We start from the raw sequence: 21,604 nt of genomic DNA on the forward strand, positions 1-21,604 counted from the left end.
GGAGTGACCGAGGTGGACGTCCGTCGTTCCCGCGTGACGACCGCTCCGGTGGTCCGCGTCGTGACGATCGCCGGGACGACCGCGGTCGCGGGTTCGGCCGTGACGGAGACCGTCCGCCGTTCCGCCGCGACGACCGTCAGGACACCTACCGTGGCGGCCAGGACCGTCGTGACGACCGGCGCGATGACCGCCGTGACGGCGGCGACCGCGGCGGATTCCGCCATGATGATCGCCGGGACGACCGCCGGGACAGTGGCGATCGTGGCGGCTTCCGCCGTGACGACCGCCGTGACGGCGGCGACCGGGGCGGGTTCCGGCGTGAGGGCGGCGACCGGCCGGCCTTCCGTCGTGACGACCGCTCCGGCGGCCCGCGCCGTGACGACCGCCGTGACGAGCGTCCCGCCGTCCGTCGCGATGATCGCGGTGACGACCGTCCTGCCTTCCGTCGTGACGACCGCGGTGACCGAGGCGGATTCCGGCGGGATGACCGTCCCTCGTTCCGTCGCGACGACCGTCGTGACGAGCGGAGCGATGACCGCCGGGACAGTGGCGACCGAGGTGGCTTCCGCCGCGACGACCGACGGGATGACCGCCGCGACGACCGACGGGATGACCGTCCGTCGTTCCGCCGCGACGACCGTGGCCGTGACGACCGACGCGAGGACACCCGGCGCGATGACAGTCGAGGCGGCGGATTCCGTGGCCGCGACGATCGGGGGCGCGACGATCGGGGGCGCGACGATCGGGGGCGCGACGACCGTGGCCGCGGTCCGCGTCGCGACGACCGAGGTGGCCGCCCGGGCGGCTTCCGCGGCCGGGACGGCCATGACGACCGTCGGGGCGACGACCGCCGTGGCGGAAGCCGTTTCCGTGACGAGCGGGACCGTGACCGCGAGCCGATCAAGAGGCTGCCGATCCCGGACGACGTCACGGGCGAGGAGATCGACGCCGACGTACGGCAGGAGCTGCTGAGCCTGCCCAAGGGACTGGCCGAGGACGTCTCCAGGAACCTGGTGATGGTCGCGCGCCTCATCGACGAGGACCCGGAGGGGGCCTACAACTACTCCCGGGTGGCCCTGCGCCTCGCGTCCCGTGTCGCCGCCGTGCGAGAGGCGGCGGGCTTCGCCGCGTACGCCAACCAGAAGTACAGCGAGGCGCTCGCCGAGTTCCGCGCCGCGCGCCGGATGACCGGCAACGTCGACCTGTGGCCCGTCATGGCGGACTGCGAGCGCGGCCTCGGCCGGCCGGAGAAGGCGCTGGACATGGCCGGTGCGCCCGAGGTGCACAAGCTGGACAAGGCCGGTCAGGTCGAGATGCGGCTCGTCGCGGCGGGCGCCCGGCGTGACATGGACCAGCTCGACGCGGCCATCGTGACCCTGCAGAGCCCGGAGCTGGCATCCCACTCCGTCCAGCCCTGGACGGCGCGACTGCGCTACGCCTACGCCGACGCTCTTCTCGCGGCCGGCCGTGAGGACGAGGCACGCGAGTGGTTCGCGAAGGCCGTCGAGTCCGACAAGGACGGGAGCACGGACGCCTCCGACCGGCTCGCCGAGCTGGACGGCGTCGAGTTCGTCGACGCGCTCGGCGAGGACGAGCCGGAGCACGGGACCACCGAGGCCGGAACCGTACGCGAGCCCGAGGCGCCCCGCGCCGACGCGGGCGACGTGGCCGATGCCGCCGAGGCGACCACGGCCGCCTCCGAGGTGACTGACAAGGACGTCACCGACGACGCCGATGTGACCGACGCGGACGCGGCCGACGCCGACATCACCGACGAGGACGCCGTGACCGACGGGCACGACGGGCACGACGGCCCCGAACACGACGGCCCCGAGGGTGCTGGTGAGGACGAGGGCACGCGTGGCTGACGCCCGGGTGTGAGAGGCCGGCGTCCGTAGGACGCGGGCCGCGAGCGGAGGGCGGGATCCCGGACGGGGTCCCGCCCTCCGGCGTTGCAGGGCCGGAGGCGCCGGCGTCTTCGATCCGCTTTGATGCGCGGACGCCGGTGTCCGCGGGTCAGAGGGCGCGCAGCACCAGGCCGGACGCCGGTTTCGGGCCGAAGGACGTCGACTTGCGGGGCATCGTGACGCCCTGACGGGCGAGGTCGCGAACGACGTCCTCGCGGACCGGGTGCATCAGTACCGCCGTACCGCCGTCGCGTTCCGCCTTCTCGACCGTCGCCGCCGTGTCGTGGATGTAGGCGATCCGGTCCGGGGAGTCCTCCGGGATGCCCCAGACGTGGCCCAGGAGCGCGGCGTGCAGGACGGTCGCGTCCAGGGTGCGCCAGGCCTCGGGGCGGTCGGCGGGGACCGTACGGGCGAGCAGGGCCGGGGACGGGCGGTCGACGAGGTGGAAGGCGCCGTCACCCGCGAGCAGGAAGGCGTTGCCCTCGGCGGCGGCGTCGCCGAGGGCCTCCAGGGCCGCCGGCAGGCCGGTGTCCAGGCGCCGTACCCGGAAGAGGTCCCTGAGCGGGGCCAGCGCGTCGGCCGGTGACAGGCGCGGCAGGTAACGGTGGATGGCGCGGACGCGCAGCGGATGGCGGGCGGTGTCCACCAGGAGGACCAGGCCGTGGTCCCAGGGGCCGGGCGACGGGTGCTCGGCGCGCAGGCGCAGATAGGTCGCCCAGCGGTGGTGGCCGTCCGCGATGAGTGCCTGATGTCGGCCGAGGTCCGTCTGGACGCGGGCGATCTCGGCGGGGTCGGTGACCGCCCACAGGCGGTGGCCGTAGCCGTCCTCCGTGGTCGTCGCGAGCAGCGGGGGATGCCGCACCGTACGGTCGATGACGGCGGCCGTGCCGTCGGCGGCGCCGTCGCGGTACGTCAGCAGCAGTGGCTCCAGATTGGCCGAAGTGGCGCGCATGAGGTCGGCGCGGTCGGCGACGACGTGCGGCATGACGTCCTCATGGGGGAGGACGACTCCCTCCGGGGGTTCCGACAGACGCAGGGCGCCGATGACGCCGCGCTGCAGCAGACCGCCGTCGCGCTGCTCGTACACGTAGAGCGCCGGCTCCGGGTCGGCGGCGAGGACCCCCTCGGCGAGCCAGTGGCGCAGGGTCCGGGCGGCCTGTTCGTTGCGGGCGGCCGGGGTGGTGGCCTGGGGGAGGATCAGCCGGACGATGTTGTGCGGGTCGGCGGACTCCAGGTGGAGCAGTCCGTCGGGGCGGACGACGACGTCGTAGGGAGGGGAGGTGACCGCGGACAGGCTGCCGACCCGGTCGGGGTCGTAGCGCAGGCCACGGAACGGGGTCAGTTCGAGACCGCCGGGTGCCGGCGTCTCGTCCTCGGGACCTGCAGAGTTCATTGAGGCATCGTAAGTGTGCCGGTGCCATGCGCGATGATCGGGGGAAAGGGATCCGATGAGGAGCGATGTGGAATGAGTCAGACCGTCAGGACGCGGCCCGACGACAGCGGCCAGGCCCTGAGCGAGGCCTACGACACGGCGCTGCTCGATCTCGACGGCGTGGTCTACGCGGGAGGTCTCGCGATCGCGCACGCCGTCGAGTCGCTCGGGACCGCCCGTTCCGGTGGGATGCGGCTCGCGTACGTCACGAACAACGCGCTGCGCACGCCCGACGCGGTGGCCGGACACCTCACCGAGCTGGGGATACCGGCCGAGGGCGCGGACGTGATCACCTCGGCGCAGGCCGTGGCCCGGCTGATCGCCGACCAACTGCCCGCCGGGGCCCGTGTGCTGGTGATCGGCGGGGAGGGGCTGCGGGTCGCGCTGCGCGAGCGCGGGCTGGAGCCGGTCGAGTCGGCCGACGACGAGCCGGCCGCGGTCGTCCAGGGGTACGGCGGTCCGGACCTCACCTGGTCGCGGTTCGCCGAGGCGTCGTACGCCGTCGCGCGGGGGCTGCCCTGGTTCGCGTCGAACACGGACCTGACGATCCCCAGCGGGCGCGGGATCGCCCCGGGCAACGGGGCGGCGGTGGAGGTGGTGCGGATCGCCACGGGCGCGGAGCCGCAGGTCGCGGGCAAGCCGCTGCCGCCGATGCACCGGGAGACGATCCTGCGGACCGGAGCCAGGCGTCCGCTCGTCGTGGGGGACCGGCTGGACACCGACATCGAGGGCGCGTTCAACGGGCAGGTCGATTCGCTGCTCGTGCTGACCGGCGTCACCGACGGCGCCCACCTGCTCGCCGCACCGCCGCGGCACCGGCCGACGTACGTGGACGCCGATCTGCGGGGGCTGCTCACCGGGCAGCCCGAGGTCGTCCCGGCGGGCGACGGCTTCCGGTGCGGGGGCTGGACGGCGACGGCCGGGACCGGGGAACTGGAACTCGACGGCGAGGGTGAGGCCCTCGACGGGCTGCGGGCGCTGTGCGCGGCGGCGTGGACGGCCGCCGGCGACGGAACGTGCGGGCTGGACGGGGGGAAGGCGCTGGCGCGGCTCGGGCTGTGACGCGCGGGCTCCGTGACCGGGGCCGGGGCCCGGCCGAGGGACGCGGGATCGTGAGGGGATGGCAGGGTAGGCTAACCTAACCACGTGTTGGTCGACAGTCTCCCCGAACAGCGCGCGGAGACCGCTCCCGCGCCCCCGGCCCGCCGGGCGGTCCGTTCCCTCGGTCTCCTCGCCTCCGTCGCCGTCCTCGCGTGCGTCGCCCTGGCGAGCATCGCGATCGGCGCGAAGGAACTCCCCCTCGGCCAGGTCTGGCACGGGCTCTTCCACGACTCGGGCACCTACGCCGACGTCGTGGTCGGCGAGCGGCTCTCGCGTACCGTGCTCGGGCTGCTCGTCGGCGCCGCCTTCGGGCTCTCCGGTGCCGTCCTCCAGGCGCTCACCCGCAATCCGCTGGCCGACCCCGGCCTCCTCGGCATCAACGCGGGCGCGTCCGCCGCGGTCGTCACCGCCATCACGTACTTCGGTGTCACCACGCTGACCGGCTATGTGTGGTTCGCCTTCTTCGGAGCCGCCGCGGTGGGCGTGCTGGTCTGGTTCCTCGGCGGCAGCCGGGGCGCCACGCCGGTGCGGCTGGCGCTCGCGGGCACCGCGATCAGTGCCGCGCTCTACGGCTATCTGCAGGCCGTGATGATCATGGACAACGCGGCGCTGGGCAAGATGCGCTTCTGGACGGTCGGTTCGCTGGCCTCGGCCACCGACGGGACCATCACCCGGGTACTGCCCTTCCTCGTCGTCGGGACGGTCCTGGCCCTGTCGCTGGCCCGGCCGCTGAACGCGATGGCCATGGGCGACGACACGGCCCGCGCGCTCGGCGCCCACCTGACCCGCACCCGTGCGCTGTCTCTGGCCGCCGCGACCGTGCTGTGCGGCGCCGCGACCGCCGCCTGCGGGCCGATCGTCTTCGTCGGGCTGATGGTGCCGCACGCCGTACGGTCCTTCACCGGACCGGACATGCGCTGGATCCTGCCGTACGCGGCCGTCCTGTCGCCCGTGCTGCTGCTCGGCGCGGACGTCGTCGGGCGTGTCGTCGCGCGGCCCGCGGAGCTGCAGGTAGGCATCGTCACCGCGCTCCTGGGCGGCCCGGTCTTCATCCATCTCGTACGACGGCGGAGGACGGCGCAGCTGTGAGGACCATCCGAAAGCCGGGACCCTCCGCCGAACACGGGCTCCGGGCGGCGCCGTCCGCCAGGACCGTGCGGGTGCCCGGCGGACTCTCGCTCCGGCTCGACGTGCGGGCGTGCGCGGTCGTCGCCCTGCTGCTGGTGCTCACGCTCGCCGCGAGCGTGGTGCTGATCGGCACCGGCGACTACCCGATCCCGGCGGGCGACGTCCTGCGCACCCTGGCCGGCGGCGGGGACGCGGGCCAGGAGTTCGTCGTCGACGAACTGCGGCTGCCCCGCGTCCTGGTCGGCCTGCTGGTGGGCGCCTGTCTCGGGCTCGGCGGCGCGCTCTTCCAGTCCATCTCGCGCAATCCGCTGGGCAGTCCGGACGTGCTGGGCCTCGGCCAGGGGGCGACGGCCGGGGCGCTCGTCGTGATCGTGCTGTTCTCCGGGGACACCGAGCAGGTCGCCCTCGGGGCGCTCGCCGGGGGGCTGGCGACCGGGTTCGCCATCTACCTGCTCGCCTGGAAGCGGGGCGTGCACGGCTACCGGCTCGTGCTCGTCGGCATCGGGATCGCCGCGATGGTCACGGCGGTCAACGGCTATCTGCTGACCAAGGCGGACCTCGTCGACGCCGCCCGCGCCGTCGTCTGGATGACCGGCTCTCTCAACGGGCGTGGCTGGGACCAGGTCCGGCCGCTGGCCGGGCTGTGCGCCGTCGTCGTCCCCGTCGTCCTCGCCAACGGCCGGGGGCTGCGCGCCATGGAGATGGGCGACGACATCTCGTACGCGCTCGGGGTGCGGGTCGAACGGACCCGGCTGCTGCTGTTGGTCTGCGCGGTGCTGCTCACCGCCGGTGCGACGGCCGCCGCCGGCCCGGTCGCGTTCGTGGCGCTCACCGCGCCGCAGCTCGCCCGCCGTCTCACCCGTTCCCCGGGGCCGAACCTGGTCCCCTCGATGTGCATGGGCGCGGCGCTGCTGATCGTCGCGGATCTGGCCTCGCAGCGGGCCTTCGGCGCCGACCAGCTGCCCGTCGGCGTCGTGACCGGCGTCCTGGGCGGGGCGTACCTGCTGTGGCTTCTGGTCACCGAGCGCAGGTCGGGCCGGATATGAGCACCCGAGGTCCCGGACCGGCCCCGGCGGCGCCGCACACGAACACCCGAAGGAGCGACACCACCGTGAACCCCCCGTCCGCGCACCGCGCGTCCGCGAACCGCCTGGCCGCCGAGAACGTGACCCTCGGCTACGACCAGCGCGTCATCGCCGAGCGGCTCTCCGTGGAGATACCCGACAACTCCTTCACGGTGATCGTCGGCCCGAACGCCTGCGGGAAGTCGACACTGCTGCGTGCCCTGTCGCGGATGCTGAAGCCGTCTCAGGGCCGGGTGCTGCTCGACGGGCAGGCGATCCAGTCGATGCCGGCCAAGAAGGTCGCCAGGACGCTCGGACTGCTTCCCCAGTCGTCCATCGCGCCCGACGGCATCACGGTCGGGGACCTGGTGGGCCGCGGCCGCTATCCCCACCAGGGGCTGCTGCGGCAGTGGTCCACGCAGGACGAGCGGGTCGTACGGGAGTCGATGGCCTCGACCGGGGTGAGCGAGCTGGCCGAGCGTTATGTCGACGAGCTCTCCGGCGGCCAGCGGCAGCGCGTCTGGATCGCCATGGCGCTCGCGCAGCAGACGCCGCTGCTGCTGCTCGACGAGCCGACCACGTATCTTGACATCCAGCACCAGATCGACGTGCTGGACCTGTGCGCCGAGCTGCACGAGGAGCAGGGACGCACCCTCGTCGCCGTCCTGCACGACCTCAACCACGCGGCCCGGTACGCGACCCATCTCATCGCGCTGCGCGAGGGAGAGGTCGTCGCCGAGGGGCCGCCCTCCGACGTCGTCACGGCGGAGCTCGTCGAGGAGGTCTTCGGGCTGCGCTGCCAGGTCATCGACGACCCGGAGACGGGGACTCCGCTCGTCGTCCCGGCGGCACGCAGGACACGCGTGGCGGCGGCGACCTAGGCGGCGGCACCGGCACCGGCGGCGTCCTGGTCCGTCCCGCGGTCAGTCGGGGGCCGGTCGCGGGTCAGCCGCGATTCGCGGCGGGCCTCCGGGGCGCGGTGCTCACAGCAGGCTTCTGAGGCGGAACAGGTCGCGCAGGCCCGCCTCCAGCCGGACCCGGCCCGAACCCCAGGCCTTCGCGAAGTTCAGCTCACCGTCCACCAGCGCCACCAGGTCGTCGCCGCTCGTCGCGATCCGGATGTCGGCCCGCACGCGCGGAGGGCCCTGAGCGGTGCCGAGGACCTCGATCCGGCCGTTGTGGAGCCGTCCGGCGAAGGTGGTGTCGAGGTCGGTGACATGGCAGCTCAGCGACCGGTCGAGAGCCGCTGCGCCCCGCACGTCGCCCTCGGCGGCCGCCAGGTTGTCGGAGAGCTTGTCGAGCGCCGCGCGGCACTCCTCGATCGTCGCCATTGTGATCGACGTTACCGCAGGGCTTCGCGGTAGCGTCGGGGCATGAGCGACTCCATGACCGGCCCGGAGCCGGAGCCCGCGGCCGGCACCGGCGCGGACGAGGGCGTGAACCCGGACGCGGCCGCGGGCCCGGACGAGGACACGGACGCCGGGCCCGCCCCCCTCGGCGTCCCCCGGACGCCCACCGGGGACCCCGGGACCGACGCGCTGCTCGAACGGTTGGCCGACGCCGACCACCTCGGCACCGAAGGGCATCTGGCGGTGTACGAGGATGTACACCGGGGGCTGCGCGACGCGCTCACCGCGCTGGACGCCCGGCAAGGATCCCCGGTGCCGTCGGCCCCGACGGCGCCCACCCCTTCGTACGACCGCAGGAGCTGAACGGAACGTGGCAGGAGTGGCACGACGCCGCCTCGACGCCGAGCTGGTGCGCAGGAAGCTCGCCCGCTCGCGCGAGCACGCCAGCCAGCTGATCGCCGCGGGACGGGTCACCGTCGGCAAGACCCCCGCGACCAAGCCCGCCACCCAGGTGGAGACCGCCGCCGCGATCGTGGTCACCCAGGACGACGGCGACCCCGACTACGTCTCGCGCGGCGGGCACAAGCTCGCGGGCGCCCTGGAAGCGTTCACTCCGCGGGGCCTGGAGGTCCGGGGGCGCCGGGCGCTGGACGCCGGCGCGTCCACCGGGGGCTTCACCGACGTACTGCTGCGCGCGGGCGCCGCCCACGTCGTCGCCGTCGACGTCGGATACGGACAACTCGCCTGGTCTCTGCAGAGCGATGAACGCGTCACCGTCAAGGACCGTACGAACGTACGCGAGTTGACGTTGGACGCCATCGATGGAGAGCCCGTGGATCTTGTCGTCGGGGACCTGTCCTTCATCCCGCTCGGTCTGGTGCTGCCCGCTCTGGCGCGCTGCGCGGCCCCGGACGCCGATCTGGTGATGATGGTCAAGCCGCAGTTCGAGGTGGGCAGGGAACGCCTCGGCAGCGGCGGAGTCGTCCGCAGCCCCGAGCTGCGGGCCGAGGCGGTGCGCGGGGTGGCCGAGCGCGCCCGGCAGCTCGGGCTGGGCGTCCGGGGCGTCACCGCCAGTCCGCTGCCCGGACCCTCGGGCAATGTCGAGTACTTTCTGTGGCTGCGAGCCGGGGCACCCGATCTCGACCCGGCCGACGTAGACCGTGCAGTGGCGGAGGGGCCGCGTTGACACAGACCCGAGCTCGTACAGTTTTCCTGCTCGCCCACACCGGGCGGCCCGCTGCCATCCGCAGCGCCGAACTCGTCGTCGAGGGGCTGCTGCGCTCCGGGATCGGCGTGCGGGTCCTGGAGGCGGAGGCGGCCGACCTGCCGCTGCCCGAGACGGTGGAGCTGGTGCGGGAGGCCACGCCGCAGTGCCTCGACGGGTGCGAACTGCTGATCGTGCTCGGCGGCGACGGCACGCTGCTGCGCGGCGCGGAGTTCGCCCGGGCCTCCGGGGTCCCGATGCTCGGCGTCAACCTGGGACGGGTCGGCTTCCTCGCGGAGGCCGAGCGCGACGACCTCGACAAGGTGGTCGACCGGGTCGTGACGAGGGCGTACGAGGTCGAGGAGCGCATGACCGTCGACGTCGTCGTGCACCGCAACGGCGACATCGTGCACACCGACTGGGCGCTGAACGAGGCGGCCGTGCAGAAGGTGTCGGCCGAGAAGCTCCTCGAGGTCGTCCTGGAGATCGACGGCCGGCCGGTGACCGGCTTCGGCTGCGACGGCATCGTCTGCGCGACGCCGACCGGCTCCACGGCGTACGCGTTCTCGGCGGGCGGCCCGGTGGTGTGGCCGGAGGTCGAGGCGCTGCTCATGGTGCCGATCAGCGCACACGCCCTGTTCGCCAAGCCGCTGGTGACCTCGCCGGACTCGGTGCTCGCCGTCGAGGTGCTGCCGCACATCCCTCCCGGGGTGCTGTGGTGCGACGGACGGCGGACCGTGGAGCTGCCGCCGGGCGCGCGCGTCGAGGTGCGCCGGGGAGCGGTGCCCGTACGCCTCGCCCGGCTGCACCACGCGTCGTTCACTGACCGCCTGGTGGCGAAGTTCGCCCTGCCGGTGTCGGGATGGCGCGGCGCGCCCCACTGAGACCGGTACCGCGCCCGGCCGGGACCGACATCGCGCCCGCCCGGGACCGGTACCGCACGCGGCCGGGACCGGCGGCCCCGCCCCGGCGCGCACCCGACAACGAGTGAACCGCCGGTACGTCACGACCCGCCGCGTCCTCGGTCGGGTGGGGGTGGCGTCGCACAGCACGGCCGAAACCTCGTATGGTCGGGGACGTGTTGGAGGAGATGCGGATACGGTCGCTCGGGGTCATCGACGACGCGGTCGTCGAGCTGTCACCAGGCTTCACCGCCGTGACCGGCGAGACCGGCGCGGGCAAGACGATGGTGGTCACCAGCCTCGGGCTGCTGCTCGGCGGGCGCGCGGACCCGGCCCTCGTACGGATCGGCGCGAAGAGCGCCGTCGTCGAGGGGCGGATCGCCCTGCCCGCCGGCGGGACGGCGGTCGTACGGGCCGAGGAGGCGGGCGCCGAGCTCGACGACGGCGCACTGCTGGTCAGCCGTACCGTCTCCGCCGAAGGGCGCTCCCGGGCGCATCTGGGCGGCCGTTCGGTGCCGGTCGGGGTCCTCGCGGAACTCGCCGACGAACTGGTCGCCGTGCACGGCCAGACCGACCAGCAGGGGCTGCTCAAGCTGTCCCGGCAGCGCCAGGCCCTCGACCGGTACGCGGGCGACGCCGTCGCCGGGCCGCTCGACAAGTACGTGGGCGCCTACCGCCGGCTGCGCGCGGTCTCCGCCGAACTGGACGAGATCACCACCCGTGCGCGCGAGCGTGCCCAGGAGGCCGATCTGCTGCGCTTCGGGCTCGACGAGATCGCGGCGGTCGAGCCGCGGGCCGGCGAGGACGCGGAGCTGGCGGCGGAGGCGGAGCGGCTCGGTCACGCGGAGGCGCTCGCGTCGGCCGCCACCGCCGCACACGCCGCCCTGGCGGGCAACCCCGAGGACCCCGAGGGCATCGACGCCACCACGCTCGTCGCGGGCGCCCACCGGGCGCTGGAGGCGGTGCGGTCGCACGACGCGGCGCTCGCCGCCCTGTCCGGCCGGATCGGCGAGATCGGGATCCTGCTGGGTGACGTGGCGGGGGAGCTGGTCGGGTACGCCGACGACCTCGACGCCGACCCGCTGCGGCTCGCCGCGGTGGAGGAGCGGCGCGCCGCGCTCACCCAGCTGACCCGGAAGTACGGCGAGGACATCGGCGCCGTACTGGAGTGGGCCGAGAAGAGTGCCGCGCGCCTCACCGAGCTGGACGGCGACGACGAGCGGATCGGCGAGCTGACGGCCGAGCGGGACGCGCTGCGGACCGAACTGGGTGCCCTCGCGCGGACGCTGACCGACGCCCGTACGGAGGCCGCCGAGCGGTTCGCCGCGGCAGTGACCGCCGAGCTGGCCTCACTGGCCATGCCCCACGCGCGGGTCTCCTTCGACATCCGTCAGACCGACGACCCCGAGGGCGTGGAGCTCGGCGGGCGCACCGTCGCGTACGGCCCCGCGGGCGTCGACGAGGTCGAGCTGCTGCTCGCCCCGCACCCCGGAGCCCCGCCGCGGCCCATCGCCAAGGGCGCGTCGGGCGGTGAGCTGTCACGCGTGATGCTCGCCGTCGAGGTCGTCTTCGCCGGTACGGACCCGGTGCCGACGTATCTCTTCGACGAGGTGGACGCGGGCGTCGGCGGCAAGGCGGCGGTCGAGATCGGCCGCCGGCTCGCCAAACTGGCCAGAACCGCCCAGGTCGTCGTCGTCACCCACCTGCCCCAGGTGGCCGCCTTCGCCGACCGGCAGCTGCTGGTGGAGAAGACCGACGACGGCTCGGTGACCCGCTCCGGCGTCAAGATCCTCGAGGGCGAGGACCGCGTGCGCGAGCTCTCCCGCATGCTCGCGGGCCAGGAGGACTCCGAGACGGCCCGCGCCCACGCGGAGGAACTGCTGGCGACGGCCAGGGGGGACGGCTGAGCGGCGGCGGCCCCCAGGGGGTCCGTGTGATCCCTCGTTCCGCAAGGGCCTCCTCGTTCGCGCTCGCCGCCTCGGTCACCCGCGCCGCGAGCGCCGTGCTGCGGGCCCGTGCGCCGGGCGGGGCCGTCCGCTGGGAGCGGACCAACCACGCGGGCCGGACCGTCGGTCTGTACGCGGGTGCCGCCGCGGCCGCCGGGTCCGCGCTCGCGTCCTTCCGGGTCCACCGCGGCGCCGGGGCCGCCGTGCTGGCGGCCGGACTGTGCGGCGCCTACGACGACGTCGTGGGCGCGGGCGATCCCCGGCGCGGGTTCCGCGCACATCTGGGCGCGCTGCGGCACGGTGAGGTGACCAGCGGGGCCGTGAAGCTCTTCGGGATCACCGCCGCCGGCCTGGCCGCCGGCGCGCTGCTGAAGGAGCGGCCGGTGGACAGGGTGCTCGCCGCGACCGTCGTCGCCGGGACCGCGCACCTCGTCAACCTCGTCGACGTACGCCCCGGGCGGGCCGCCGGTCTGGTGCTCGCGCTCGGCGCCCCCCGCGTGCTGCGGCCGGGAGCCGAGGGGGAGCTGTCCGCCGCCGTGACGGGGGCCGCCGTCACCGTGCTCCCCGGCGACCTGGGGGAGCGGGCCATGCTCGGCGACACCGGCGCCCACGCGCTCGGCGCGGCTCTGGGGGCGGCGGTCGCCGTCGGCAGCGGCCGGGCGGCGCTCGTCCTGCATTCCGCCGGGCTGGTGGCCGCCGCGGTGTACGGGGAGAGGGTGAGCGTGTTCGCCCGTACGTTCGGTGCGGCGGAGCGGTAGGGGCCGGCCAGGGGAACGTTTCGGCGGGGGACGGTGAGGGCCGGGACGGCAGGTGCAGGTGGGGAAAGGGCGTGGCGTGGGGCCGCGGGGGACTACGGTGGGGGTGGGCGCCGCGCGTTGCGCTCGCGCGTGACCGTGCGAGCGGGACCGGGAGGGCGGCGGCCCCCGTGTACGCCCGAGTCTCCGGCCGGTGCCGGGACGACCGGGACCGTCGGCGTCCTCGACGCCGTACGCCGTACAGGCAGCACCCCCGTGCGGTACGGCCTTCCGCCCGGCGACCCCTCTGTACGTTTTCTTGTGACCGTCCCACGCCGAACCCAGGAGCCCCGGCCGCGTGACCCACGTGAGCAGCCACCCACCGCACGGCCGGCCGCCGCTGCGCACCGTGCAGGTGCTCGGCGGCGGCAGCGCGGACAGCAGCGCGCATGTGCGGTCGCTGGCCTCCGGGCTCGTCGCCAGGGGCGTGCGCGTCACGGTGTGCGCCCCCTCGGAGGCCGATCACGCCTACGACTTCACCGGTGCAGGGGCCCAGCACATCCCCGTACCCCGAAGCGGAGATCCCGCTTCCCTCGCGGTGCTGCGGGCCGTGTGCGCCGACGCCGACCTCGTGCACGCGCACGGGCTGCACGCCGCCCTGCGGACCGCCCTCGCGCTCGGCGGCCGGCGCACCCCGCTCGTCGTCACCTGGCACACCCGCGCGGACGCGGAGGGAGCCCGGGCCCGGCTGCAGCGTCTGCTGGAGCGCAGGGTGGCGAAGGCGGCCTCGGTGGTCCTCGGCACCTCGTCCGGCCTCGTGGACCGCGCCCGCGCCAGGGGAGCCCGCGACGCGCGGCTGGCCGCCGTTTCGTTCCCGGCGGCGGCCGGGCCGGCCGAGGACGACGAACCGGACCGGCGGCGCCAGAAGGCCCGGGCCGAACTCGGCGCCACCGACCGGCCGTTGCTCATGGCCGTCGGCTCCCTGGACCGCCACCGCGGCTACGAGACCCTGCTCGACGCCGCCCGGGTCTGGCGCGGCCTCGACCCCGCCCCGCTGGTCGTGATCGCCGGTGAGGGACCGCTGCGGACCGTCCTGAGGCGGCGGATCGAGGACGAGGAACTGCCGGTCCGGCTCGTCGGGCGGCGCGAGGACATCGGAGAACTGCTGACCGCCGCCGACCTCGCGGTGGTGACCAGCACGTGGGAGTCCCGTTCCTTGCTCGCCCAGGAGGCCCTCCACGCGCGCGTGCCACTCGTCGCGACGGCGGTCGGCGGCATCCCCGAGATGGTCGGCGACGCCGCCGAACTCGTCCCGTACGGCGACGCGGACGCCCTCGCCGAGGCCGTCGTCCGGCTCCTCGGCGACGAGGCCCGGTGTGAACTGCTCCGCGACCGGGGCGCCCGGCAGGCCGCCACCTGGCCGACGGAGGACGAGACGGTCGCCCAGGTCCTCAGCGTCTACGACGAGCTGACGGCGCGCCCGGTGCGCTGAACCCCGCAGGCGGAAGATCCTGGACCACGTGCCGGCGGGCCCGCAGGGCCAGGCTCAGGGCCAGGACCGTCTGCGGGTCGTCGAGGTCCGTGCCCAGCAGCTCGCCGATCCGCGCGAGCCGGTTGTAGAGCGTCTGCCGGTTCAGGTGCAGCTCGCGGGCCGTCTCCGCCTTGCGGCCCGCGTGCGCGAGGTACGTCTGCAGGGTGGGCAGCAGCGGCGGCCTGGAACGGCTGTCGTGCTCCAGGAGCGGGCCGATGGCACGGTCCACGAAGGCCGCCAGGTCCGGCTGGTCGCGCAGCCGCCACAGGAGCAGGTCGATGTCCAGGCGCCGGGCGTCGTACCAGGGACGTTCGGGCAGGCCCTGCGCCGCGGTCGCCGCCTCCGCCGCGTGCCGCAGCCCCGCCGACGCGGCCGCCCAGCCCTCCGCCGCCCCGACCACCACCACGGGCGGCCGCGCACCGGGCCGCGGGGTGCCCGCCCGCTCCACACCGGCCCGCAGTGCCGCCGCGACCCGGTCGGCCACGACCGGACGCTCGGACTCCGTGCGCAGCCCCAGCAGCAGCGGCACGCGGCCCTCCACGGGGCGCACGCCGAGCAGGACGGGCGCACCCACCGACGCGAGTTCCTCCGCGACCGCCCGCGCCAGCACCGCCCAGCCGCCCGGGGACAGCCCGTCCGCGAGCCGCATCACCACCGGCAGCAGCGGGCCGTCGCCGGGCTTGAAGCCGAGCACCCGGGCCTGCGCGGGCGCGTCCTCCGCGCCGATCCGCCCCTCGGCCAGATCGGTGAGGAAGTCCCCCCGCCCGCGCGCGGCCAGCTCCTCCTCCTGACGCGCCTGCATCAGGACCACCGCCAGGATGCCCGCGGCCTGTTCCGCCGCGATCCGGTGCACCGGGGCGACGGGCCCGCCGACCGGCAGCAGGACCAGCCGGGCGCGCACCGACCCGGTGGCGGGGCCGCCGCCCGGCACGTCGACGATCGTCGTCCCGGCCAAGGGCTCGTCCCGGTGCTGCCCGCGCAGCCCCTCCCACACCTGGAGCGGATCGGCGGCCGCCGGCCCGGCCCCGGCGGCGTACAGCAGCTGCCCCTGCGCCGTCTCCAGGAAGACGGGGCTGCCGCTGAAGTCGGCCAGGATGGCGAGGACCTGCGGCACCCCGCCCCCGCCGAGCAGCGCCTCCGTACAGCGCCGGTGCACCTCCTCGGCGCGCTGCAGCAGGGCGTAGTGCCCGTTGACGATCTCGGTGTGCACCTCCTCCGTGACCGTCACGAAGGGGACCTCGCGGTGCAGCTGGACCAGGGGGAGTCCCGCCGACCGCGCCGTCTCCACGAGGGCGGCCGGCAACCGGGTGAAGCGCGGCCCGAGTTCCACGACGAGCGCCGCGATCCCGCGCTCCGCCAGGGTGCGGACGAACGCGCGCTGGTCGGCGGGGCGGGTGCCGAGGCCGTAGCCGGTCGTCAGCAGCAGTTCGCCGCCCTTGAGGAGGGAGGCGATGTGGGGCACCTCGCCCGCGTGCACCCAGCGCACGGTGCGGTGCAGCCGGTCGGCGCCCGCGAGGACCTCCGGCAGCCCGCTGCGCAGTCCCGGCAGCTCCAGCGCCCGCTGCACGGTGATCCCGCCCTGAGTGTCCCGGCTGTCCATGACGCGGACGCTACCCGCCGACGGGGCCACGGCGACATTCCGGCCGGGGCCGGAGGCGGTGACGGCACCGCGGCACCGGGATCAGGCCGGGACGATGTTGTGGTTGAAGCGGAAGACGTTGTCAGGGTCGTACCGCGCCTTCACCCTGGCCAGCCGCCGGGTGTTGTCGGCGCCGAGGCCGGCCACCACCCGGTCCGCGCCCTCGTTCCCGATGAAGTTGAGGTAGACCGCACCGGTGCTCCAGGGACGTACGCGGGCGCGTACGTCCCTCACCCACCGCACGCACCGCTCGTCGTCGGCCGGGTCCTCCCAGATCCCGAAGGGGTGCACGGCCCACGGCGCGTCCCGGTAGGGCACCGGGTACGCCGTGGGCCCGGAGGCGATCGCGCCGCCCTGCGGGAACAGCACGTGCTGCGTGCCGGTGGGGACGGGCGTCGCGTCCCCGAGGGCGCAGAAGGTGTCCACGAAATCGTCGGGCGCGTCCGACACGTACTCGGCCGACCAGTGGTTCCGCATCCCGGGCGGGTCGTCGAGCATGCACTGGAAGTCCGCGTACGGGAGGGTGGCGACGACCTCCGACTCGTGCGGCAGCTCCAGCAGCGGCCGGGCGGTCCTGCGGACGTCCTCCTCGCCGCCCGCGTACGTGACGAGCGCGCCGCACAGCAGCGTGCCCACCAGGTGCCCGGGAACGAACGGCTCGGGAGGCCCGGTCAGATAGAGCACGCCGCCGCCCGCCTCGTCGGGCCCGGCCCGGACGATGTCGCGGTAGGCGCGGACGGCGCCGGGCGCGGCGTCCGGCCGGTACAGCACCAGTGCGATGGAGAACGCGGGCAGCTCGTGCACCCGCAGCGTCAGCGAGGTGGCGACGCCGAAGTTCCCGCCGCCGCCGTGCAGCGCCCAGAACAGCTCGGGGTTCTCCTCGGCGCTCGCCCGGACCGCCGTGCCGTCCGCGGTGACCAGGTCGACGGCGAGCAGATTGTCGACGGCGAGACCGAACAGCCGGTCCAGCCAGCCGGTGCCGCCGCCCAGCACGAAACCGCCGACACCGGTGGTCGAGGCCCGGCCGCCGGTGGTGGCCAGGTGGTACGGCTGGGTCGCGCGGTCGAGGTGACTCATCGTCGCCCCGCCCCCGACGCACACCGACCGCGCTCCCGGGTCGACCGTCACCGCGTGCATCCGGCGCAGGTCGACGACGAGACCGCCGTCGCCCAGGGCCATGCCCGCCACGCTGTGGCCGCCGCCGCGCACCGCGACCGGCAGGTCCAGGTCCCGGGCGAAGCGCACCGAGCGGACCACGTCGGCCTCGTCCACACACTGCGCGATCACCGCGGGGCGCCGGTCGATCATCGCGTTGAAGACCGTCCGCGCGTCGTCGTAGCCGGGGTCGCCCGGGGCGAACACGTCGCCGGACAGATCCTCGCGGAGCGCGGCGAGCGCCGCGCCCGCCTTCGAGGAGGGAGCCATGACAGCCGCCCCCTTCCGAGAGGGGACAGGACTACACACCAGCGTAGACGGGGGTGCGGCCACCGTCGCGGCGCCGGGGACGCCCGGACGCCGCGCCTGGCGTGGGCGCCGTGCGGAGCGGCCGCACGGCGCACACGCCGGTGCCTCAGCCCCCGTACGCGCCGGAAGCCGTCAGCCGCAGTGCGGTGTCGATCAGCGGGACGTGGCTGAACGCCTGGGGGAAGTTGCCCACCTGGCGCTGCAGGCGCGGGTCCCATTCCTCGGCGAGCAGTCCGAGGTCGTTGCGCAGGGCGAGCAGCTTCTCGAAGAGCTTGCGGGCCTCGTCGACCCGGCCGATCATCGCGAGGTCGTCCGCCATCCAGAACGAACAGGCCAGGAACGCGCCCTCGTCGCCCGCGAGGCCGTCCACGCCCGCGTCGGCGCCGGCGGTCGGGTAGCGCAGGATGAACCCGTCCGTCGTGGACAGCTCCCGCTGGATCGCCTCGATGGTGCCGATCACGCGCTTGTCGTCCGGCGGCAGGAAACCCATCTGCGGGATCAGCAGCAGCGACGCGTCCAGCTCCTTGGAGCCGTACGACTGCGTGAACGTGTTGCGCTCCTTGTCGTAGCCCTTCTCGCACACGTCCCGGTGGATGGTGTCGCGCAGCTCGCGCCACTTCTCCAGCGGGCCGTCCGCGTCACCGGACTCGATGAGCTTTATGGTGCGGTCGACCGCGACCCAGGCCATCACCTTGGAGTGCACGAAGTGGCGGCGCGGACCGCGCACCTCCCAGATGCCCTCGTCCGGCTGGTCCCAGTGGTCCTCCAGGTAGCGGATCAGCTTCAGCTGGAGCAGCGAGGCGTAGTCGTTGCGGGACAGGCCTGTCATGTGGGCCAGGTGCAGGGCCTCGGTGACCTCGCCGTACACGTCCAGCTGGAGCTGGTGGGCGGCGCCGTTGCCCACACGGACCGGGCCGGAGTTCTCGTACCCGGGCAGCCAGTCGAGCTCGGCCTCGCCGAGCTCCCGCTCGCCCGCGATGCCGTACATGATCTGCAGGTTCTCCGGGTCGCCCGCGACGGCGCGCAGCAGCCACTCGCGCCAGGCGCGCGCCTCCTCGCGGTAGCCGGTGCGCAGCAGCGAGGACAGGGTGATCGCCGCGTCCCGCAGCCAGGTGTAGCGGTAGTCCCAGTTCCGCACGCCGCCGATCTCCTCCGGGAGGGAGGTCGTGGGGGCGGCGACGATGCCGCCGGTCGGCGCGTACGTCAGCGCCTTCAGCGTGATCAGCGAGCGGACGACGGCCTCACGGTAGGGGCCGTGGTACGTACAGTGCTCGACCCACTCGCGCCAGAACTCCCCGGTGGCCTCCAGGGCCTGCTCGGGCTCCGGCAGCGCCGGCGGCTCCTTGTGCGAGGGCTCCCACGAGATGGCGAACGCGATCCGGTCACCCGGGGCGACCGTGAAGTCCGCGTAGGTCGTCAGTCCCTTGCCGTAGGTCTCGCACACCGTGTCGAACCACACGGAGTCGGGGCCCGCGACGGCCACCGTGCGGCCCTCGTGCTTGTGCACCCACGGCACCACGCGTCCGTAGGAGAAACGCATCCGCAGCGCGGAACGCATCGGCACCCGGCCGGACACGCCCTCGACGATCCGGATCAGCTGCGGCGCGCCGTCACGCGGGGGCATGAAATCGGTCACGCGGACCGTGCCGCGCGGCGTGTCCCACTCGGATTCGAGGATCAGCGAGTCGCCGCGGTAGGTGCGCCGGGCCGCGGTCGGCGGTTCGGCGTCGCCCGCGTGGGCGGGACCGAGCCGCCAGAATCCGTGTTCCTCCGTGCCCAGCAGGCCCGCGAAGATCGCGTGGGAGTCGAAGCGGGGCAGGCACAGCCAGTCCACCGTGCCGTCCCGGCAGACCAGCGCGGCTGTCTGCATGTCTCCGATGAGTGCGTAGTCTTCGATGCGCCCGGCCACGTGCAACTCCAGTCGAACGGCCACGTCGCCCCCGCGGGGGCGGTCGCTCTTGCGGTCAAGGGATCGTTGTAAAGCGTCGTTGAACAATGGGGCAAGTCAGTGACGCACACAATCTTTGCTCAACGAACTGACGAGCTCTCGTTGTTCCGGGATGACGGGCGGGGTGGTGCCGTTGTGACCGGTCTGGCTCGGCAGCGAGTGTCCGAGCAGGATACGACGCACGTGGCCGCCGCGGGTGCCGCTCCGGACAACCGGGGTGCGCCGATCGGGTGAGCACCGTGCGGGTCCGTGTCGGCCCGTGCGCGGAGTGTGGCGGCGGGGGCCCCGCACCGCCGCCGGGCGCGGTCCCGTCGCGTCGCTGATACCCTGGTAGCCCGTGGACCGGTGGTCATCCCCGAAGGAAACAGCGACAAAAGGGGACCCCCGAACCGCAGCGACGGCGCAGCACGGAGACCCGGACATCCGGGCCCGGCAGCCGGTACGCACTCCAGACCGCGACCACGGGAGCCCCCTCTTGGCCATGCCGCCCGCTGCTTTCCGAAACAGCACAGCCACGACGACCAAGCACATCTTCGTCACCGGGGGTGTCGCCTCCTCCCTCGGCAAGGGCCTGACCGCCTCCAGCCTGGGCGCGCTGCTCAAGGCGCGGGGTCTGCGGGTCACCATGCAGAAGCTCGACCCCTACCTCAACGTCGACCCGGGCACCATGAACCCGTTCCAGCACGGTGAGGTGTTCGTCACCAACGACGGCGCCGAGACCGACCTGGACATCGGCCACTACGAGCGCTTCCTCGACGTGGACCTGGACGGCTCGGCCAACGTGACCACCGGCCAGGTGTACTCCACGGTCATCGCCAAGGAGCGGCGCGGCGAGTACCTGGGCGACACCGTGCAGGTCATCCCGCACATCACCAACGAGATCAAGCACCGCATCCGCCGGATGGCCACCGACGACGTCGACGTCGTCATCACCGAGGTCGGCGGCACGGTCGGCGACATCGAGTCCCTGCCGTTCCTGGAGACGGTCCGCCAGGTCCGTCACGAGGTGGGCCGCGACAACGTGTTCGTGGTGCACATCTCGCTGCTGCCCTACATCGGCCCGTCCGGTGAGCTGAAGACCAAGCCGACCCAGCACTCGGTGGCCGCGCTGCGCAACATCGGCATCCAGCCCGACGCGATCGTGCTGCGCGCCGACCGCGACGTGCCGACCGCCATCAAGCGCAAGATCTCGCTGATGTGCGACGTCGACGAGGCGGCCGTGGTGGCCTGCGTGGACGCCAAGTCGATCTACGACATCCCGAAGGTCCTGCACACCGAGGGCCTCGACGCGTACGTGGTCCGCAAGCTGGACCTGCCCTTCCGCGACGTGGACTGGACGACCTGGGACGACCTGCTCGACCGGGTCCACAACCCGGAGCACGAGATCAACCTCGCGCTCGTCGGCAAGTACATCGACCTGCCCGACGCCTACCTCTCGGTCACCGAGGCGCTGCGCGCGGGAGGCTTCGCCAACAAGGCCCGCGTCAAGATCAAGTGGGTCACCTCGGACGACTGCAAGACCCCGGCCGGTGCCAAGGAGCAGCTGGGCGACGTCGACGCGATCTGCATCCCGGGCGGCTTCGGCGAGCGCGGTGTGACCGGCAAGGTCGGCGCGATCAAGTACGCCCGCGAGAACAGGATCCCGCTGCTCGGTCTCTGCCTGGGGCTGCAGTGCATCGTGGTCGAGGCCGCGCGCAACCTGGCCGACATCGCGGACGCCAACTCCACCGAGTTCGACCCCGCCACCGCCCACCCGGTCGTCTCCACGATGGCCGAGCAGCTGGACATCGTGGCCGGCGAGGGCGACATGGGCGGCACCATGCGGCTCGGCATGTACCCGGCCAAGCTGGCCGAGGGCTCGATCGTGCGCGAGGTGTACGACGGCAAGGAGTACGTCGAGGAGCGGCACCGCCACCGCTACGAGGTGAACAACGCCTACCGCGCGGAGCTGGAGAAGAAGGCCGGTCTCCTCTTCTCGGGCACCTCCCCGGACGGCAAGCTCGTCGAGTACGTCGAGTACCCGCGCGACGTCCACCCCTACCTGGTCGCCACCCAGGCGCACCCGGAGCTGCGCTCCCGCCCGACCCGCCCCCACCCGCTCTTCGCGGGGCTGGTCAAGGCCGCGGTGGAGCGCAAGACGGGCAAGTAGGACCGGGGTTGTACGGTGGCCGGGGTGCGTGCCTTGCGAGGTACGCACCCCGGTTTCCGTTACCGGCTGCTTGCACCGGCTTCTTCGCTACGGCCGGCTTCTTTCT

Annotated in this window: 17 protein-coding genes and 1 pseudogene; 13 read left to right on the forward strand and 5 right to left on the reverse strand. The window is 74.0% G+C overall.

What is annotated here, in order from left to right; translation table 11 throughout:
- Positions 1-737: pseudogene (locus ACFY93_RS02800) on the forward strand (hypothetical protein); the annotation flags it as partial.
- 162 nt (positions 738-899) lie between these two features.
- Entirely contained in the window at positions 900-1,868 is a 969-nt protein-coding gene (locus ACFY93_RS02805; RefSeq protein ID WP_391353565.1) for a hypothetical protein, read from the forward strand.
- Positions 1,869-2,016: 148 nt separating this feature from the next.
- On the opposite strand, the gene ACFY93_RS02810 is transcribed toward ACFY93_RS02805, so the two are convergent.
- Complete coding sequence (locus ACFY93_RS02810) at positions 2,017-3,300, reverse strand: DUF1015 family protein (RefSeq protein WP_391352988.1); 1,284 nt, start codon at positions 3,298-3,300, stop codon at positions 2,017-2,019.
- A 72-nt stretch (positions 3,301-3,372) separates the two neighbouring features.
- Between ACFY93_RS02810 and ACFY93_RS02815 the strand changes: the two genes are divergently transcribed.
- The 4 genes from ACFY93_RS02815 (at position 3,373) to ACFY93_RS02830 (ending at position 7,513) form a co-directional block, all read left to right on the forward strand.
- Positions 3,373-4,401: an HAD hydrolase-like protein gene (locus tag ACFY93_RS02815; RefSeq protein ID WP_391352990.1), complete on the forward strand. Its 1,029-nt coding sequence runs from the start codon at positions 3,373-3,375 to the stop codon at positions 4,399-4,401.
- An 84-nt stretch (positions 4,402-4,485) separates the two neighbouring features.
- Positions 4,486-5,529, forward strand: a complete 1,044-nt coding sequence (locus tag ACFY93_RS02820; protein ID WP_391352991.1) for an iron chelate uptake ABC transporter family permease subunit — start codon at positions 4,486-4,488, stop codon at positions 5,527-5,529.
- Positions 5,530-5,534: 5 nt separating this feature from the next.
- Positions 5,535-6,614 (forward strand): iron chelate uptake ABC transporter family permease subunit, encoded by a 1,080-nt coding sequence (locus ACFY93_RS02825; protein ID WP_391353567.1) that lies wholly within the window; start codon positions 5,535-5,537, stop codon positions 6,612-6,614.
- On the forward strand, positions 6,611-7,513 hold the full coding sequence (locus tag ACFY93_RS02830) for an ATP-binding cassette domain-containing protein (protein ID WP_391352992.1): 903 nt from the start codon (positions 6,611-6,613) through the stop codon (positions 7,511-7,513). Before ACFY93_RS02825 ends, ACFY93_RS02830 begins: the two co-directional genes overlap by 4 nt.
- A 102-nt stretch (positions 7,514-7,615) precedes the next feature.
- Here the strand turns inward: ACFY93_RS02830 and ACFY93_RS02835 are convergent, their stop codons facing one another.
- Positions 7,616-7,963, reverse strand: coding sequence for an SCP2 sterol-binding domain-containing protein (locus ACFY93_RS02835; protein WP_391352994.1), 348 nt, complete (start codon positions 7,961-7,963; stop codon positions 7,616-7,618).
- 42 nt (positions 7,964-8,005) lie between these two features.
- On the opposite strand from ACFY93_RS02835, the gene ACFY93_RS02840 reads away from it, so the two are divergent.
- From ACFY93_RS02840 to ACFY93_RS02865, 6 genes are all read left to right on the forward strand, one after another.
- Entirely contained in the window at positions 8,006-8,344 is a 339-nt protein-coding gene (locus tag ACFY93_RS02840; protein WP_391352996.1) for a hypothetical protein, read from the forward strand.
- A gap of 7 nt (positions 8,345-8,351) precedes the next feature.
- Positions 8,352-9,167 (forward strand): TlyA family rRNA (cytidine-2'-O)-methyltransferase, encoded by an 816-nt coding sequence (locus ACFY93_RS02845; RefSeq protein ID WP_391352998.1) that lies wholly within the window; start codon positions 8,352-8,354, stop codon positions 9,165-9,167.
- Positions 9,164-10,069, forward strand: a complete 906-nt coding sequence (locus tag ACFY93_RS02850; protein ID WP_391353000.1) for an NAD kinase — start codon at positions 9,164-9,166, stop codon at positions 10,067-10,069. The genes ACFY93_RS02845 and ACFY93_RS02850 overlap by 4 nt, the downstream gene beginning before the upstream one ends.
- 182 nt (positions 10,070-10,251) lie before the next feature.
- Positions 10,252-11,994, forward strand: a complete 1,743-nt coding sequence (gene recN / locus ACFY93_RS02855) for a DNA repair protein RecN (RefSeq protein WP_391353001.1) — start codon at positions 10,252-10,254, stop codon at positions 11,992-11,994.
- A 26-nt stretch (positions 11,995-12,020) separates the two neighbouring features.
- Positions 12,021-12,791: a hypothetical protein gene (locus ACFY93_RS02860; RefSeq protein WP_391353003.1), complete on the forward strand. Its 771-nt coding sequence runs from the start codon at positions 12,021-12,023 to the stop codon at positions 12,789-12,791.
- A 334-nt stretch (positions 12,792-13,125) separates the two neighbouring features.
- The gene (locus ACFY93_RS02865; RefSeq protein ID WP_391353005.1) at positions 13,126-14,259 is read left to right on the forward strand and encodes a glycosyltransferase; all 1,134 of its coding nucleotides are present in this window, start codon (positions 13,126-13,128) and stop codon (positions 14,257-14,259) included.
- On the opposite strand, the gene ACFY93_RS02870 is transcribed toward ACFY93_RS02865, so the two are convergent.
- From ACFY93_RS02870 to ACFY93_RS02880, 3 genes are all read right to left on the reverse strand, one after another.
- A complete protein-coding gene (locus tag ACFY93_RS02870; RefSeq protein WP_391353007.1) occupies positions 14,219-15,898 on the reverse strand; it encodes a PucR family transcriptional regulator ligand-binding domain-containing protein in 1,680 nt (559 codons plus the stop codon). The genes ACFY93_RS02865 and ACFY93_RS02870 overlap by 41 nt on opposite strands.
- An 81-nt stretch (positions 15,899-15,979) precedes the next feature.
- Positions 15,980-17,362, reverse strand: a complete 1,383-nt coding sequence (locus tag ACFY93_RS02875) for an FAD-binding protein (RefSeq protein ID WP_391353009.1) — start codon at positions 17,360-17,362, stop codon at positions 15,980-15,982.
- A 145-nt stretch (positions 17,363-17,507) separates the two neighbouring features.
- Positions 17,508-19,310 carry a glycoside hydrolase family 15 protein gene (locus ACFY93_RS02880; protein WP_391353569.1) on the reverse strand — a complete coding sequence of 601 codons (1,803 nt, stop codon included), beginning with the start codon at positions 19,308-19,310 and terminating at the stop codon, positions 17,508-17,510.
- Positions 19,311-19,830: 520 nt separating this feature from the next.
- Here ACFY93_RS02880 and ACFY93_RS02885 point away from each other — a divergent pair.
- Complete coding sequence (locus ACFY93_RS02885) at positions 19,831-21,498, forward strand: CTP synthase (protein WP_391353570.1); 1,668 nt, start codon at positions 19,831-19,833, stop codon at positions 21,496-21,498.
- The last annotated feature ends 106 nt before the right edge of the window (positions 21,499-21,604 follow it).

This window comes from Streptomyces sp. NPDC008313 (assembly GCF_042956125.1).
Taxonomy (GTDB): Bacteria; Actinomycetota; Actinomycetes; order Streptomycetales; family Streptomycetaceae; genus Streptomyces.

Excerpts from the sequence above, each read along its gene's own strand:
- ACFY93_RS02810 (WP_391352988.1), bottom strand. The coding sequence starts at position 3,300 with ATGAACTCTGCAGGTCCCGAGGACGAGACGCCGGCACCCGGCGGTCTC.
- ACFY93_RS02815 (WP_391352990.1), top strand. The coding sequence starts at position 3,373 with ATGAGTCAGACCGTCAGGACGCGGCCCGACGACAGCGGCCAGGCCCTG.
- ACFY93_RS02830 (WP_391352992.1), top strand. The coding sequence starts at position 6,611 with ATGAGCACCCGAGGTCCCGGACCGGCCCCGGCGGCGCCGCACACGAAC.
- ACFY93_RS02835 (WP_391352994.1), bottom strand. The coding sequence starts at position 7,963 with ATGGCGACGATCGAGGAGTGCCGCGCGGCGCTCGACAAGCTCTCCGAC.
- ACFY93_RS02840 (WP_391352996.1), top strand. The coding sequence starts at position 8,006 with ATGAGCGACTCCATGACCGGCCCGGAGCCGGAGCCCGCGGCCGGCACC.
- recN (WP_391353001.1), top strand. The coding sequence starts at position 10,252 with ATGGTCGGGGACGTGTTGGAGGAGATGCGGATACGGTCGCTCGGGGTC.
- ACFY93_RS02870 (WP_391353007.1), bottom strand. The coding sequence starts at position 15,898 with ATGGACAGCCGGGACACTCAGGGCGGGATCACCGTGCAGCGGGCGCTG.
- ACFY93_RS02875 (WP_391353009.1), bottom strand. The coding sequence starts at position 17,362 with ATGGCTCCCTCCTCGAAGGCGGGCGCGGCGCTCGCCGCGCTCCGCGAG.
- ACFY93_RS02885 (WP_391353570.1), top strand. The coding sequence starts at position 19,831 with ATGCCGCCCGCTGCTTTCCGAAACAGCACAGCCACGACGACCAAGCAC.